This window comes from Agarivorans sp. OAG1 (assembly GCF_037076485.1).
In the GTDB taxonomy this organism is placed as follows: Bacteria; Pseudomonadota; Gammaproteobacteria; order Enterobacterales; family Celerinatantimonadaceae; genus Agarivorans; species Agarivorans albus.
This window is the reverse complement of sequence record NZ_AP028990.1, coordinates 2730209-2746273: the sequence shown is the minus strand read 5'-3', so window position 1 is coordinate 2746273 and position 16065 is coordinate 2730209. Positions and strand designations below refer to the sequence as shown.

The window sequence follows — 16065 nt, the reverse complement described above, 5'->3', positions numbered from 1 at the left end:
ACTATCGCACAAAATGTGAACCAATATTGAATCATGGTTTACCAATGAATTAGCTTAAGGGGGAATTTGGTTCCAGTCATAATCTGAATAAAAAGGATTTAATATGCCCCACATGGTTGAACGCTTTAATAAGCGTCTTTGTTTGACCTTGCTAGCCGCCTCTCTAACTACGTTATACGGATGTGGTAGCAGCTCTGACGATGGTACTCCCCCCCCAGTTGATGAAAGTTTTACAGTTGGTATTTTTGAGCCAGTTACCTTAGAGAAAAATTTGAGTGGCGATTCGCTACAACGAATTGACTTTGAAGTTTCTATCGACAGTGACTTTGCCAATTTATCGCTATACATCGATGACAAGCTTGCAATAGACAATATTGATATTCCTGCCTCTGGTATCAATACTATTAATGCATTAGTGGATATTGGTGAGGTGGGGCAAAAAAGTATTAAGTTAATGGCCCGTGGTAGTGATATCACTGTTAATAAAATGGAATTTAGTGAACGCCCCGATTTATTACTGCCTAAGTTTGTTGATATTGCCGAAGAGGTGGGGATCACAGACCAACTAAATCTACCTAAATATGGTGGGCCAACCGTTGCCGATATTAATAATAATGGTTACTACGATCTTATTCTTAATAACCATAACTGGCGTCCAACCAACCAGCTTTATTGGAATAACCAAGACGGCACGTTTACCTTAAACACTGGTGACTGGGATGGTTCTTTATCATGGGGTGACATGCATGGTACCGCCGCAGCTGATTATGACAAATCGGGTGATTTGGGCATTATCGTAACGCGAGGTGGCGGCAACGGAACAACACCTTCATACCCAGACTTTTTCGTTAACGAGGACACTACACTAACAGAGTCTTACCAGGAGGTAGGCATCACTGAAAGTGCCCGTGGCCGTGGTGCTCGTTTCATCGATATGAATGGCAATGGTTTCCTTGACCTAGTATTCATTAATGCTGAAGGCATTAATGGTGACAGTGGAGCGCAGCATCTATTTTACAAAAACAACCTAGACGGAACCTTTAGTCGAATTGATGTACCCGGCATCGAAAAAGCCAATACTGAACGGGTGTTAGTGTTGGATTACGATGGTGATGGCGTAGATGACTTATTATTCCTCACTCCGATGACCTTGTGGAAAAATAATGGCGATTTCACTTTTACTGACGTAACAGACACGGCTTTACCTGAGAATGTACGCCAAACATGGCAAGTTCAAGCGGCTGCTGATGTGGATGTGACAGGAAATGGTTTTGCAGATATCTACTTATCAAAAGGCCTTCCGCATTACCAACTTTCAAATCGTTCTTTAGACTTTAACCCGACCTCACAAACACTTGATCTTAACGATGATGGTAATCAGGGGCGCAGAACCATGCAGCTCACGGTTGAAGATTCGTTTACACTAAAAAATCTTCACCTGACTTATCGTCAATATGACGGTGGTTTCCCGATAATGCTGGGCGAGAACAAAGTTGCCCATGAAGTGGTTAAAGTTGAGGATTACTACACACTTCCTGAAGACTTAACTATTGCCCAAGATGCAGCAATGGGGTGGCCAGAAAATCGCGAAGAAAATGGTATTTACATCGGCTACGTTGGCGACAATCAGTGGAATGTGGAATGGGTTAAAAATGACAACGTGTTTTGGCAGGTAGCGTTCTCACTCGATAACATTCAAAATGTGAATACTGCATGGGAGCCTCAGAACCGAAATCAGCAAGATATACTGTTGGTTAACAAAGGCGGTGTATTTGTTGATGAAACCAGCGAATGGAATCTTCCTCCAGGTGGTAACCACTGGGGTGTTACTTACGGAGACTTTAACAACAACGGTTACAATGACATCTTTGTTCATCGCTATGGTTTCTTAAAGGAACGTGTTACCGATTATCTATTGCTAAATACTGGTGAAGGTAAATTTGAATTAACTCAAATGCATGGCGCTCATGATCCAAAAGACCCTGGTCATGGTGACATGGGACAAGCCTTTGCACTAACTCGTGATGGTAAAGTTGACTTACTTAATGGCAGTGAAGACGGCATTTGGTATCTCTACAAAAACCAAACAGAAATTACCGACAGCCATAGTTTAGTGCACGTTGGTTATAGCCCAGTGCATAATGTCGACCCAATGTCTGCAGTTGTTAAAGTGTCAGTTGAAGGTAAGTCTTATACAAGACGTGTAGGCTCTTCTGGTGAAAACTTTTCACAAAGTTTACTTAACACAATACATTTTGGTTTAGGTAAATCTACAGCTATCGAACAAGTCCAGATTACGTGGCGTAATGGTGAGACAGTTTATTTAAATGCTCCGGCCATTAATGAACGAATCACCAGTGATGATGCTGAAATGCCAGCGCCAACTGATATCGATTTAGGGCGCGAAGAGCGTAAACTGCGCCCGGGTGATAGCTACCAGATCACGCCAAGTTTTACGCCGGTTAATGCGATTAATGGCGTGACTTACACTTCAAGCGCTCCAGATCTAGTGTCAGTTAGTGACACTGGCTTAGTCACTGCAATAGAGCTAGGCGAGGCAACAATCACTGTACAATCCACTGCTGCTGAAAGTGTCTCTGCTTCATTGCTGGTGAAGTCAGGCGAGTTTGATCCTATCTATGCAACAGGCATTAGCATCGACTGGGAAGAACAAGCTGTTTACATTGGTCAAAACTACCAATTAACCGCGCAACTTACTTCCAGTGAACCTGGAGAACTACCTGATGATCCTTCAATTCTATGGTCTTCATCTGATGTGAGTGTTGCAACCGTATCAACCAGTGGTCAAGTTAACCCTGTTGCTGCGGGTAATGTTGTAATTACTGCAACTGCTGTAGGTTCTGAAGTAGCTGATCAAGTAAAAGATACCGTTTCATTGGATGTAGAGGCATTTGTAGAAGCGAGTGTTGTATTTGATGACAACAGTAAATATCTCGGACCAGAGCTATGTACAAATCAACCTCTTGATGTGGTGGCAAATTATCATGCCGGTTCGGGGTCAGAAGTTAACAGCAATGGTTTAACCTTCCGCTTACGACACATGGATGCTGGTTGGGGGCTTGTTAATGATTACATCGTTGAGCATCCGGAGTCGGCTAACAGTGAATCAGGTACGGCAACTGCTGAATTTGACCTAAGTGATCCATTAGTTATCCCAACTGCAGATCTTCCAGACGGGCACTTCCACTTCCTATTTGTTGAATTTATTACTGACGAAGGTAAGAAATTCGAGAGGGGGATCGGTTGGGCACCTGGAGATATTAAAATCGTAGACTGTATTTAAGTTTACTTTGCAAGAGCCGACTTATCGGCTCTTGCTTTCTGCTGTTATCCTACCGTTGAGCTTAGCGAACTTGCGCTTATCATTCGCTCTTCGTCTAACAAGCCTTAGGTTTTGAACCGCGCTAGGGCAACCAACTTGTGTTGTAATCAGTTTACTCTTTCAAATCGAGAAAATACTTTTGGCTCAGCGCCTGAGTTTTGATTGGTATGTCAAACAATACTCTGTTTTTTATCAATTTTATTTAATGTTATTACTCAATAGTTATTGTAAGGAAGTACGCAAAGCAATAGACTAAATTTCATAAAATATGATGGTAATACAACCTTGATACTGGTGACTTAACGATATTAACCAGCGCAAAGGCTTTAAACTCCAGGGATTGGGTTTGATTAGCAAAGCAAAACGTTCTAACAAGTGTATCGTTGCAGAATCTCTTGCAGCGTTATTGGCCACCTTATTATTGGGATTTGTTCTCGCTCACCTCGAAGCGTTTGAAACCCTATATTCCTTTTCTCGCAACCATGAAAGTTGGGAACTGGACGAAATTATCTTAATGGTGCTGTTATCTCCGATTTTTTTGTTGTGGCTTGCGGTACGCAGATGGGCCGAAGCTCAATACGAAGCAAAAATGAGAGAAGAGCGCGAATCTCAGTTGGCTTATCAAGCGACTCACGACCCGCTCACCGGCTTGGCTAACCGAATATCTTTGGAAGACCGCTTAAGCCAAGCTGTGGCACGCTGCAATCGAAACAACTCTCGTATCGCTGTCTTGATGATAGATCTTGATGATTTTAAAAAGGTAAATGACTATTTAGGGCATGATGCGGGTGACCGCTTATTGCGGGAGATTGCCCAAAAAATCGCCTCAGGCATTCGAGCCGAAGATACCATCGCGCGGTTTGGTGGAGATGAGTTGGTTGCGGTATTAAATTGCGACAAAGGCCAATCAGCATGCTTGTTAACTGTAGAGCGCATCATAAAGGCCTGCAATTTTACCACTGTTATCGACGGCCTAAAGATTGAAACTTCGGCCAGTATTGGGGTGACATTTTATCCGGAACAGGATCAAGAAAGCTTGGCTCCGGAACAATTAATCCGCCAAGCTGATCAAGCCTTATATCGCGCAAAACTGGCTGGTAAAAATCGCTATGAGCTATTTGATGGAGAAAGCGCTCGAACGATCAAGTCTCTATTTGCTCAACGCGAAGAGTTTAAAGCAGCCTTGGCAAATCAGGAGTTACAACTCTACTATCAAGCTCAAGTGAATACCAAAACCGGACTAGTGATTGGTGCTGAAGCGCTATTGCGCTGGCTGCATCCTAACTTGGGAATACGTTCCCCAGTGAGTTTTTTGCAGGCCATTGAAGATCACCCGCTTATTATTGACTTAGGCGAGTGGGTAATAAACCAAGCTTTGGCTCAATTAGAGCGTTGGCAACAACAAGGCGTGCATCTTAAAGTAAGTGTCAATATATCTGCTTTTCATATCCAACAAGATAATTTTGCCGAACGCTTAGATCACCTTTCTAAGCAATATCCAACAGTAAAGCCTGGCTGCTTAGAGCTAGAGATTACCGAGACGGGAGTATTAGATGACTTTGCTCAAGTCGCAAAAGTGATGGCACAATGCCAAGGCTTAGGTTTTAGCTTTGCCTTGGATGACTTTGGAACTGGTTATGCGTCTTTAAGCTATTTGCAAAGCTTGCCTGCCGAACTCATTAAAATTGATAGAAGTTTTGTTCGCGATGTACTGGACGACCCTAAGGATCTCCGGATGATAAAAGGCATTATCAGTTTGGCAAAAGTATTTTCATTGCCGGTTATTGCAGAGGGAGTTGAAAGCAAAGCACAACAAGACAAATTGTTGAGCTTAGGCTGTGAACTTGCCCAAGGGTATTTTTATGCAAAGGCCTTACCCGAGCAAGAGTTTCTGGAATGGCTCTGCAACAGGCAACGAGGTGCAGCTAGCAACCAAGTTTTGCCACCGCTGCCTTGCTCTAGCGTCGGTGATTTAGCTACTTAAGGCTTATTTATATTAAGTTGCAATGAGCATGTTTTGTAAAAGCGGCCAACAGACTCAATAAATAGTATTGTTATGCGTCGCTTTGTTGTAATTTGGTTGTATCAATGTAACGAAATGTGATTTTGTGACTTCCAGTAAAAACGCGTTAACTAACAACTGCAGTTATTTATTGCACTCTAATATTAACCATAGTGAAATTACGCTTAATGCTAGCTCCCCATTTCACAACCCATTGTTCTTAAAAGCCTTAGAGCAACAAGCATGTGTGGGCGCTAATAGCGGCTGGCAGCCTCATCATATAGAGTTGCCCGATCATCAATTATTGTTTCCCAGCTATTTAAAGTCACATAGCTATGGTGAGTATGTGTTTGATTGGGCATGGGCCGACGCTTATCAGCGTTACGGTATACAGTACTACCCCAAGCTTGTAACCATGCAACCCTTTACGCCTATCGCTGGGCACAAGCACTTTGGTAGCTCCCTCACTGATAACGCCGTTTCTCAACTGACTGATAGTGTGGTAGATATTTGCCAACACCAGAATTTAAGCTCTTGGCACTGCAATTTTATTGAGCATTCTTTTGCCGAGCAATTGCAAAGCAATGGCATGATGACGCGTCACGGGGTGCAGTTTGAATGGCATAATCAGGGCTATGCTAGCTTTGAAGATTATGTATCACGTTTTACCTCCCGCAAAAGAAAAACCACTAACAAAGAGCGCAGAGTCGCGATATCCAGCGTGGACGAGATAGTTTGGCGAACGGGCGACGATATCGACTATCAAGCCTTAGAGGCATTTTATCTTTGTTATCAAACTACTTATATGAAGCGTGGACAAAAAGGCTATTTGTCGTTTGGCTTTTTTCAGCAACTCGCTAAGCAAATGGGCGATAACATGCTGCTAGTGACAGCAGAAAAAGACCAGAAAATTGTGGCTAGTGCTTTATTCTTTTTCGACCAAGATAACTTATATGGCCGCTACTGGGGATGTTTGCAAGAGCTAGATATGCTGCACTTTGAGTTGTGCTTTTATCAAGGCATTGAGTTTGCGATTGCCAAGGGAATACAGCGGTTTAACCCCGGAACGCAAGGTGAGCATAAACTTTACCGAGGCTTCGAACCGGTGACTACGTATTCTTCTCACTATGTTGCTCGTAGTGACTTTTCCGCTGCAATAAAAGATTTTTGCCTCGAAGAACAGCGTCAAATTGCCCAATATGCCGAACAGTGTAAGAAACTGCTTCCTTATAAAATACAAGCCTGAGTAAAATGGAGTTAGTCATGGATGTCGATTTACAGTGCCGTTGTGGGAAAATAAAAGGGCAGATAAAGCAAGTAAGCCCAAGCGCTGTTAAGCAGCTAGCCTGTTACTGTGAAGATTGCCGCAAGTTCGCTCTACATTTGCAGAGTGAGGGAGGCTCAATAAACGAATATGGTGGCTCCGAGCTATATTTAGCGGCGCCCGCTAAGGTTGAAATAGTTGAAGGTAAACAGCAGTTAGCCTGTTTGCGTTTAACGCGTAAAGGCATTTATCGCTGGTATAGCCAATGTTGTAATACACCTATTGCAAATACCGTGGGCATTAAACTGCCCTTAGTTACGGTTTATCAAGATTTTGTGGCTGCAGAGCAAACTAGCGCTTTACAGAGTCACGTAGAAGACTTGGGAGCCGTAAATGAGGATGAAGCCTTAAAGCCACTACCCAAGGCACTGTTGGGAGCATCCCCACGGATAACCAAATTTAAACTGATTGTTAAATTACTAAGCTGGAAACTGACCGGAAAAGGAAAACCCAATCCTTTCTTTGAAAACTCAGGCAGGGCAAAAGTAAAACCCTTGATACTTAAAAGCTAGTTTCCAAAGTTAACTCGCTACTTCTATAACTGATTTAATTAGCCCTCACGAGCAGTGAAGGCTGTTACACATTATCTGCTCGTCTTTTTCGAGCTCTTGTAATGTCCATTACCCTTTTTAGATTTAGGTTTGTAGTTGAGAATTGAAATGGGCACTTCCTTCTTTGGCTCAAACCCTTCTACTACCTTGCGCTCAATAAGGTGGCCAATTCGGCTTTCTATTGCACATAGGTTTCTAAAGTCATCTTTTGATACAAAGGATATCGCTTCGCCGCTTGCGCCTGCGCGGCCGGTTCGGCCAATGCGGTGCACATAGTCATCGGCTTGGTCGGGTAAATCGTAGTTAACCACTCGATTTAACTCTTCAATATCAATACCGCGAGCGGCAATACCGGTGGCTACCACAAACTTTACCTCACCGGCTTTGAAGCTTTCTAACAACTTAGTTCTAGATGCTTGGCTACGACCGCTGTGAAAGGCTTCTGCAGCTATTCCGCGTTTTTCCAATTGGCTAACTAATTTGGCCGAGCCATGTTTGGTTTGAATAAAAATAAGCGCTTGCTGCCAATCATTCTCGTTAATCATGTGACTAAGTAACGACGATTTTTTGTCTTTGTCTACGGTGACTAACCATTGATCAATATCAGGCGCGTTGTTGGCATCGTGGGTAAGCGATATTTCAACCGCATCACCAATCGTGGTCTTAGCAAGTTGTTTAACTTGTTTAGATAGTGTGGCTGAAAATAGTAGGCTTTGACGCTGCTCAGGTAGGCGATCAACAATTTTGCTTATGTCGTCGATAAAGCCCATATCCAACATACGGTCAGCTTCGTCGAGCACTAAGGTATCTAGCTGGTCAAAGTGCACCGCACGTTGATACATCATGTCCAATAATCTACCGGGAGTTGCCACCAAAACATCTACACCGTAAATTAAGGCCTGCTTTTGCGGTTCTGAGTCTACTCCGCCAACCATTGCTAGTGAGCTTATTTCAAGGTGTTTTGCATAGTCCTTTATACTTTGCTCAACTTGCTGAGCTAGCTCTCTAGTGGGGGCTAATATCAAGGCTCGTACTCTTTTACCGCGCAGTGCTTCGGTTTGCCGGGAAATACTTTGCAAAATGGGTAAGACAAAACTGGCAGTTTTACCTGTGCCTGTTTGTGCGGCTGCAATAAGGTTCTTGCCTTTTAATACCAATGGAATGGCTTTAGCCTGAATAGGAGTAGGCTGTTGGTAGTTTTGTTCTTGTATGGCTTGAATAAGCGGTGTGCTTAAACCAAGTTTTGTAAAAGGCATTGGAGTACTCTGCTAAATAAGCGGCAACAGCTAGTATAGTATCTAGCCTATAAGTTAACGAGCGCGGAGTGTAGCACCTTATTTACTTGCAAGCTTGGGAATTAATAGCTTTCTTCGCAGGTCTATAGTTGGCGATATATGGTGTAGTGGGGTGCCTATGATTTCTTGCAACGAATATGATTATATTGAAATAGCCTGCATGTTTCGCTACTCCGTTAAGCTGTTATTGAGAGACGCTACCGTGCTTGAAGGGATAGCAGTTGATACCTGTACTAATCAACAGAAACAAGAATGTATCAAGTTACAACAGGAAGAAGGTGAACGCCTTGTACTGCTAGATAGTCTTAAGCAGTTACAAGTATTAAGTGACAACTCGCGTTTTACTCTAGTGGACTTCGCTTAAAGCCTTTTATCGTTGGTTTTAATTAGAAAAGGCGAGCCATGCTCGCCTTTTTTAGTTTACACCTGCGTTAGTGTTACTGGCGCTGGTGTAAACGCACATTCAGCATGCGTAAGGTAGCTTGAATACCAGCAAACACCTGGTTGGAGTTAACCCCACGGGTATGAAATTGCTTAGCATCATCGGCCCATTGAATCACACACTCGGTAAGTGCATTTGCTTGGCCACCTGGAGGAATACGAACTTCGTAATCAATCAGTTCTGGCATGGTTAGCTTAGAATCGCTTAAAGGATGATCGAGCGCTTTCATGAAGGCATCAAAACCACCGTTACCGTGTCCAGAGCTCTTATAAACCTTATCACCAATGCGTAGGCGAATGTTGGCGGAAGACTCTAGATCCAATCCACTGGTAATTGAGCAGTTAAGTAACTCAATATGGGCGAAGTCATTGCTCTCCATGATATCGGCGATAATGAACGGTAAATCGTTAGGTGTGATAGTGGCTTTTTGGTCACCTAACTTCACGATTTTGTCGAGGAGCTTTTTCTGATTCTCTGGAGATATTTCTATCTCCATCGCTTCTAGGTTTTTAATAATTGAGGCTTTACCTGCCATTTTACCTAAGGCATAACTGCGTTCACGGCCAAAGCGCTCCGGGCTTAGCTCGGTAATGTACAAACCACCTTTATGGTCACCATCGGCATGAATACCAGCGGTTTGAGTAAATACATCTGCACCAACAATCGGGGTATTAGCGGCTAGTCGTTTACCAGAAAAGCTTTCAACTAGCTTGGCAATATTGTGAATTTCTTTTTCATCGATGTTTAGCTGAAAACCGAGCTTGTCTTTAAGTACTACCGACACTTCGGCTAACGAAGCATTACCAGCGCGTTCACCCAAACAGTTCATGGTGCAATGCAACGCTGCTACGCCGGCCTCTGCCGCTGCCATGCTATTGGCTGTGGCTAAACCATAATCGTTATGTGGGTGAAAGTTAAACTTAATACTTGGGAAGCGCTCAATCATGTCAGTTAAACTGTCAAACACTTCTTTTGGTGCCATTACCCCTAGGGTATCCGGCAACATAAAGTGTTCTATGCCTAAGTCTTTAAGTGCGTCGACCAGCTGGTATACGTAGTCTGGGCTATCAGCATAGCCATTTGACCAGTCTTCCAAATATACGTTTACGCTTAAGCCTTGGGCTTGGGCATAACTCACCGTTTGTTTAATGTCGGCGATATGCTGCTCAATGGTTTTACCTAGCTGATTAGTACAGTGGTTTAAGCTGCCTTTGGTCAGCAGGTTAATGATTTTAGCGCCCGATTCTACAATCCAATCAACGCTTTTGGTGTGATCAACAAAACCAAGAATTTCGATTTGATGCAGGTGTCCTGCGTTTCTAGCCCAGTCGGTAAGCTGTTGTACCGCAGATTTTTCGCCATCTGAAACACGTGCAGAGGCTACTTCGATACGATCAACTTTTAAGGATTGGAGTAGGGCTTTACCTACACTGACTTTTTCTTGGGGGAAGTAAGACACACCTTGGGTTTGTTCGCCATCGCGAAGGGTAGTGTCCATGAGTTGTATTGAGCGGTTTTGCTCCATAAACCATGTCTCGCAGTAAAGAAGTTAGCTAAAGAGTAGGCGCTACCTTAGTAGCGCCTAGCTGCAACTATGCGCTTGGCCACAACCAAGGTAGTTGTTGTTTGTGTTTGGCTTCAAATTCAGAGATCTTGTCTTCAAATTTTAAAGTCCAGCCAATGTCGTCAAGGCCTTTAGATAAAGTCTCTTTACGGAATGGGTCTACATCAAACGCTACTTCTTTACCGGCTGGAGTTTGAATTACTTGATTCTCTAAATCGATAGTAATTGAAATTCCAGGTGCGGCTTCTACTTCATCCATTAATGCTTGTAATGTTTCTGCATCAACAATGATTGGCAAGATGCCATTTTTAAAGCAGTTGCTGAAGAAAATGTCAGCGTAGCTAGTTGAAATAATTGTATTAAAACCGTAATCGGCAATTGACCAAGGTGCGTGCTCACGTGAGCTACCACAGCCAAAGTTATCACCGGCAATTAGGATTTTAGAACCCTTAAACTCAGGGCGGTTTAATTCAAACTCTGGATTGTCAGAGCCATCTTCTAGGTAGCGCCAATCGTGAAAAAGGTGAACACCAAAACCGGTACGTTCTACTTTTTTCAAAAACTGCTTAGCAATGATTTGGTCGGTATCTACGTTACTACGATTCATTACCGCAGCAACTGAGCTGTGTTTTTTATATGGTTGCATAATAAACTCCAAAAATTTCACTCACATTGATTAATCAACGTGTTTACATTATTTCCAATTACGTAAATCGACGAACTTACCTTCAACGGCCGCTGCTGCTGCCATTGCTGGTGATACAAGGTGGGTACGACCCCCTTTGCCTTGTCGTCCTTCGAAGTTTCGGTTTGAAGTTGATGCACAACGCTGTTCAGGTTGAAGGTAATCACCGTTCATCGCTAAACACATAGAACAACCCGGCTCACGCCATTCCCAGCCAGCTTCGATAAGCACTTTATCAATGCCTTCTTTTTCAGCTTGCTCTTTAACTGGGTAAGAACCCGGTACAGCGATAGCTTGAACACCAGGTGCTACTTTTTTGCCTTTAGACACTTCTGCAATAGCGCGGAAGTCTTCAATACGGCCATTGGTACATGAACCAACAAATACCACGTCTACGGGGAAGTCGGTCATTTTCTTACCTGCTTCTAGACCCATGTAGTTTAGGGCGCTTTTAGCAGCTAATGATTTAATTGAGTCTTCAATCTTGGCTGGGTCAGGAATAGGCTGGTCTACAGGCAGTACTTGCTCTGGTGAAGTACCCCAAGTTACTTGAGGTGCAATGTCTGCTGCGTCTAATTCAACTACAGCGTCGTACTCGGCGCCTTCGTCGGTGGTTAGAGACTTCCAGTATTCTACAGCTTGTTCCCAATGTTCGCCTTTAGGTGCAAACTCTTTGCCTTCTAAGAAATCGAAGGTTTTTTGGTCTGGTGCAATAAGACCTGCACGTGCACCGCCTTCAATCGCCATGTTACATACGGTCATACGACCTTCCATGCTTAAGGCTTCAATTGCACTACCGGCAAATTCAATCACGTAACCGGTGCCGCCAGCAGTACCGATTTTACCAATGATGGCTAGTACAATGTCTTTAGCAGTTGCAAACTGAGTTAGCTCGCCGTCTACTTTAACCAACATGGTTTTAGATTTTTTCTGTTGGATGGTCTGAGTTGCCATAATATGTTCAACTTCAGAGGTACCAATACCAAACGCAAGGGCACCAAATGCACCGTGTGTAGCAGTGTGGCTATCACCACAACAAACCACCATACCTGGGTGAACAAAACCGTGCTCAGGTACAACAATGTGAATTACACCGTTATTGGCGTTGTTCATATCGTATAAGTTGATGCTGTTGTCGGCACAGTTTTGCGCCATAACTTCAATTTGTTTTTTGCCGATTGGGTCTGGCAAAGAAGCGCGGTCGGCAGCTTTAGTAGGAACACAGTGGTCCATAGTGGCCAAAATGCTGTGTGGATTGCGAACCGGGCGGTTAGCCATACGCAGACCTTCAAAGGCTTGCGGGCTTGTTACTTCGTGCATGAGGTGACGGTCAACAAAAAGGATAGATGCGCTACCTTTTGGTTCGTGGACTACATGCGCGTCCCAGATCTTTTCGTACATTGTTTTTTTCATGGCTTCCTTTACACCCTGTCTGTTGCTCTCACTCGCGCTATTCTTATTTATTTAGTCAAGCTTTAAGCGAATACTACTAACTTAAACTGTTTCTTTTATCTGTCTGCTAATTGTGTTTTTTAAGCGAATTATTCTGCAAAAATAACCACAATAAAGACCCGACATCATAAAACAACATCACAGGTGCAGCAAGGGGCACGCGCCAATGAATGTGTATATGACGGCGAACGTGCTGTTTTGCCAAATGAAAGCGCTGTCAGTCATAAAATTCGCAAATAATCATGCTTTGTTAGTGAAAACTTAAGTAGCTTTTGTTTTCATCACTTCAAATAGTTGAACGAGGTGTTTGCGCGCAGTTTGCGATAGGTAAATACCATGGAGGTTGAATGAAAGGTTTTAAACTAGGTTTATTGAGTGCGGCTCTTGTTATGGCGGGTGGTTCGGCGAACTTGTCGGCAGCGATGATCAAAACGCCTCTTTACATGAATTATGCCGATAGCGGTGTAAATGTTGAGCAGCGCTTAAAATTTGCAGGAAAAAGTAAATATAAAATTACTGTTCCACTAGAGAAGGGGACTTATAAAGTTCAGATCTCTGACGAAGGCTTGCAGTGTGGCTTGCGTTTTGGTCCTGCTGAAGAAAGTAAACTTCGTTTTTCAAAACCTCACGACTTGAGTAATTGTGCTGAAGAACAGTATTACGAGTTGAAAATATTGTTTGCGGGTAACTACGAGTTAATTTTAGATAACTCAGACGCCGACAAACCGACCTTACAAGTTTCACGTAAAGCACAAGCTTCAACCTTTAAACGTAAACCGCCAGCGGTTGATTGTATTGCATGGGATGGGCAGCCGGTAACGGTTGACGTAAGCTCCACCTTTAAAAATGGTCAAACCGTTAAAGACTTTTATTCTGGCCAAACCCAGAAAGTGGCTAACGGTAAAGTTACCATGCAGCCAGACCCTGCTAGCGGCGGTATTTTGTTGCTGGAAGCTGCAGATGCCAAAGCCAGTGAGTTTTCTTGGGATAACGCTAGCGTTTACTTCATCATGACTGACCGTTTTAATAATGGAGACACCAGTAATGATTACCCGCTGAATCGTAAAGCCGATGGTAAACAGGAAATTGGTACCTTCCAAGGTGGTGACTTTAGTGGTATTACCGCTAAATTGGATTACATCAAAGACTTAGGCATGAACGCCATTTGGGTTACGCCTATTGTTGAGCAAATTCATGGTTTCGTGGGCGGCGGCGATAAAGGCAGCTTCCCATTCTATGGTTACCATGGCTACTGGGCTTTAGATTTTACTAAAATCGATCCAAACCTAGGTAGTGAAGAAGACTTTGGTCGCTTTGTTGACGAAGCACATAAACGCGGCATTCGAGTGCTGGTTGACGTGGTAGTTAACCACGTGGGTTATCCAACCATGGATGACATGCAAACCTTCGGCATTAACGCGATGGCGCCTGGTGCTCCTGTTCCAGAAAAGTGGACCGATTGGCAGCCTGATTTTGATAAAGGACATAACTGGCACCGCTATAACAACTTTATTCGCTGGAGCTCTAGCGAATGGGTAGACAATTGGTGGGGACCTGATTGGGTTCGCAGTGGCATGGCTGGTTATACCGCTCCTGGTGGTGATGATATCACCATGAATCTAGCAGGTTTACCTGACTTATTGACTGAGAGCACTAAACACGTAGGTTTGCCGCCGATTCTTAAAAACAAAAAAGATACCAAAGCAGTAGAGCGCGAAGGCTACACTGTGCTGGATTACTTAGTTGAATGGCATACTAATTGGGTACGAGATTACGGTATTGATGGCTTTAGGGCTGATACTGTTAAGCACGTAGAACCTGAAGTGTGGGGCAAGTTGAAAGATGCAGCTACCGACGCTTTAGCAGAATGGAAGAGTAAAAACCCAGAGAAAGCCATTGATGACAAACCATTTTGGATGGTGGGTGAAGTATGGCACCACGGCGCTTACCGCGACTTTTACTTCGACAACGGTATGGATAGCCTAATTAACTTTGAGTACGCTGGCGATAGTGCAGCACTTAAAGGATCGCAGTGTTTGGCTCAAAATGAAAAGATGTATGCCACCTATGCCAAAGATATAAACAGCGACCCAACGTTTAACTTGCTTACTTACATTAGTTCGCACGATACCAAGTTGTTCTACTCAAACTATGAAGACTTACCGCTGCAAGCGGGTGCCGGTACCGCATTACTTATGATGCCTGGTGGCGTGCAATTGTACTATGGTGATGAGAGCGGCAGACCGCGTGGGCCACAATCGGATGCCTTTGACTCTCCAACCCGTTCGTTTATGAACTGGGAGCAAATTGCTAAAGAAGCGGATCGCCAAGCGCTAGTAAAACACTGGCAAACGGTGGGTCAGTTCCGCGACCGCCATGTTGCCATTGGTGCAGGTGAACATAACAAGATAAGCGATCAACCTTACGCTTTTAGTCGCACCAAAGGTGACGACAAAGTGGTTGTGGTATTTGCTGGCATTAAGCAATAACAACAAGAAATAAGCGGTAATAGCAAAGCGACAGCGTAAACTATGCTGTCGCTTTTTTTTGCTTTAAACCTGACCGCGCTTCATCTTCAGCGCGACTAAGCTCAATAGCACCAGCCAAATACTGCTTGGCTCAGGTACTTGACTAGCCAGTAAATGTTCTCCGTTAACGATAATCTCCCTAAAGGCGAATGCCTCAGTCCCACCATTTTGATTTGCGTTAAAGTACAAGCTAAGTATTGAACCACTACCAATTAGGCTCTGGCTAAGTTGCTGGAATTGGTTGTTTAGCACCTGACCGTTTATAGATAGAGGGTCGTTTAGTAGGTATTGGTTCCCGTTGGCCATGGTGTAGCTCTGGTTGGCTTGTTCATCAACAGCACTAGCAAACAGTATCTGAATGGGGGAAGCATCAATTGCGTAGCTAAAGCTAAAGTGATCAAATGTTTCAAAATCACCCATAGCAGCCATGGAAATAGAAATTGAACTTAAGGCAAAACCACCAATATCAAACTGCCAAGTTGCTTGCGCATCACCGCTTGGGTTGTTTGGATTTTGCGTATCACTTACGCCAAAAAAGCTGTCTTGGTCAGTTTGAGAATTAACAATACCAAGGCTATCACTTGGGTTACTTAAGCTTGAATCAATCAAGCTATTTGGAATGCTGGCACTTGGAACTGCTTGGTATTTATCGAAGCCGTCCTGATCACTAACAAATTGTTGGCTAAATGGGTTTTGATAATCGACTACATTAAGGCTACTGCTGTTTACCATGTCGTAGGCGATGATAGTTGCTTGAACAGGTGCGGTGAGTAGCAACAAGCTTACGGTGAGTATATTTCTAGTGATTAGCATTAGGCATTCCTTTGTAAAGTGAACACCCTGTAAATCAATAATTGCGCCAAGATGTAAAAGTTATAA

The 16065-nt window shown here is 43.6% G+C and carries 11 protein-coding genes; 6 read left to right on the top strand and 5 right to left on the bottom strand.

Going from position 1 to position 16065, the window contains the following annotated elements:
* Window positions 1-103 precede the first annotated feature (103 nt).
* The 4 genes from OAG1_RS12550 (at window position 104) to OAG1_RS12535 (ending at window position 7181) form a co-directional block, all read left to right on the top strand.
* Entirely contained in the window at window positions 104-3304 is a 3201-nt protein-coding gene (locus tag OAG1_RS12550; protein WP_338621518.1) for an FG-GAP-like repeat-containing protein, read from the top strand.
* A 385-nt stretch (window positions 3305-3689) separates the two neighbouring features.
* Window positions 3690-5327, top strand: coding sequence for an EAL domain-containing protein (locus tag OAG1_RS12545; protein ID WP_338621517.1), 1638 nt, complete (start codon window positions 3690-3692; stop codon window positions 5325-5327).
* 124 nt (window positions 5328-5451) lie between these two features.
* Complete coding sequence (locus OAG1_RS12540) at window positions 5452-6591, top strand: GNAT family N-acetyltransferase (RefSeq protein ID WP_338621516.1); 1140 nt, start codon at window positions 5452-5454, stop codon at window positions 6589-6591.
* Between the two features lie 17 nt (window positions 6592-6608).
* Window positions 6609-7181 carry a DUF6151 family protein gene (locus OAG1_RS12535; protein ID WP_338621515.1) on the top strand — a complete coding sequence of 191 codons (573 nt, stop codon included), beginning with the start codon at window positions 6609-6611 and terminating at the stop codon, window positions 7179-7181.
* A 71-nt stretch (window positions 7182-7252) separates the two neighbouring features.
* On the opposite strand, the gene OAG1_RS12530 is transcribed toward OAG1_RS12535, so the two are convergent.
* Window positions 7253-8476, bottom strand: coding sequence for a DEAD/DEAH box helicase (locus tag OAG1_RS12530; protein WP_338621514.1), 1224 nt, complete (start codon window positions 8474-8476; stop codon window positions 7253-7255).
* 157 nt (window positions 8477-8633) lie between these two features.
* Here OAG1_RS12530 and OAG1_RS12525 point away from each other — a divergent pair, with 157 nt between their 5' ends.
* Window positions 8634-8879, top strand: coding sequence for a Rho-binding antiterminator (locus OAG1_RS12525; protein ID WP_338621513.1), 246 nt, complete (start codon window positions 8634-8636; stop codon window positions 8877-8879).
* Window positions 8880-8952: 73 nt separating this feature from the next.
* On the opposite strand, the gene OAG1_RS12520 is transcribed toward OAG1_RS12525, so the two are convergent.
* The 3 genes from OAG1_RS12520 to leuC all read right to left on the bottom strand — a co-directional run bounded on the left by OAG1_RS12520 (window position 8953) and on the right by leuC (window position 12619).
* The gene (locus OAG1_RS12520) at window positions 8953-10455 is read right to left on the bottom strand and encodes an alpha-isopropylmalate synthase regulatory domain-containing protein (protein WP_338621512.1); all 1503 of its coding nucleotides are present in this window, start codon (window positions 10453-10455) and stop codon (window positions 8953-8955) included.
* 94 nt (window positions 10456-10549) lie between these two features.
* A complete protein-coding gene (gene leuD / locus OAG1_RS12515; RefSeq protein WP_016403980.1) occupies window positions 10550-11167 on the bottom strand; it encodes a 3-isopropylmalate dehydratase small subunit in 618 nt (205 codons plus the stop codon).
* A 48-nt stretch (window positions 11168-11215) separates the two neighbouring features.
* Entirely contained in the window at window positions 11216-12619 is a 1404-nt protein-coding gene (leuC, locus tag OAG1_RS12510) for a 3-isopropylmalate dehydratase large subunit (protein WP_152782397.1), read from the bottom strand.
* Window positions 12620-13005: 386 nt separating this feature from the next.
* On the opposite strand from leuC, the gene OAG1_RS12505 reads away from it, so the two are divergent.
* The gene (locus tag OAG1_RS12505; protein WP_338621511.1) at window positions 13006-15147 is read left to right on the top strand and encodes an alpha-amylase; all 2142 of its coding nucleotides are present in this window, start codon (window positions 13006-13008) and stop codon (window positions 15145-15147) included.
* A 63-nt stretch (window positions 15148-15210) separates the two neighbouring features.
* On the opposite strand, the gene OAG1_RS12500 is transcribed toward OAG1_RS12505, so the two are convergent.
* Complete coding sequence (locus OAG1_RS12500) at window positions 15211-15999, bottom strand: PEP-CTERM sorting domain-containing protein (RefSeq protein WP_338621510.1); 789 nt, start codon at window positions 15997-15999, stop codon at window positions 15211-15213.
* Between the last annotated feature and the right edge of the window lie 66 nt (window positions 16000-16065).

What these genes read in the sequence shown, in the direction of transcription:
- OAG1_RS12535 (WP_338621515.1), top strand. Translation starts at nt 6,609, where the DNA reads ATGGATGTCGATTTACAGTGCCGTTGTGGGAAAATAAAAGGGCAGATA.
- leuD (WP_016403980.1), bottom strand. Translation starts at nt 11,167, where the DNA reads ATGCAACCATATAAAAAACACAGCTCAGTTGCTGCGGTAATGAATCGT.
- leuC (WP_152782397.1), bottom strand. Translation starts at nt 12,619, where the DNA reads ATGAAAAAAACAATGTACGAAAAGATCTGGGACGCGCATGTAGTCCAC.
- OAG1_RS12505 (WP_338621511.1), top strand. Translation starts at nt 13,006, where the DNA reads ATGAAAGGTTTTAAACTAGGTTTATTGAGTGCGGCTCTTGTTATGGCG.
- OAG1_RS12550 (WP_338621518.1), top strand. Translation starts at nt 104, where the DNA reads ATGCCCCACATGGTTGAACGCTTTAATAAGCGTCTTTGTTTGACCTTG.
- OAG1_RS12525 (WP_338621513.1), top strand. Translation starts at nt 8,634, where the DNA reads ATGATTTCTTGCAACGAATATGATTATATTGAAATAGCCTGCATGTTT.
- OAG1_RS12530 (WP_338621514.1), bottom strand. Translation starts at nt 8,476, where the DNA reads ATGCCTTTTACAAAACTTGGTTTAAGCACACCGCTTATTCAAGCCATA.
- OAG1_RS12500 (WP_338621510.1), bottom strand. Translation starts at nt 15,999, where the DNA reads ATGCTAATCACTAGAAATATACTCACCGTAAGCTTGTTGCTACTCACC.
- OAG1_RS12520 (WP_338621512.1), bottom strand. Translation starts at nt 10,455, where the DNA reads ATGGACACTACCCTTCGCGATGGCGAACAAACCCAAGGTGTGTCTTAC.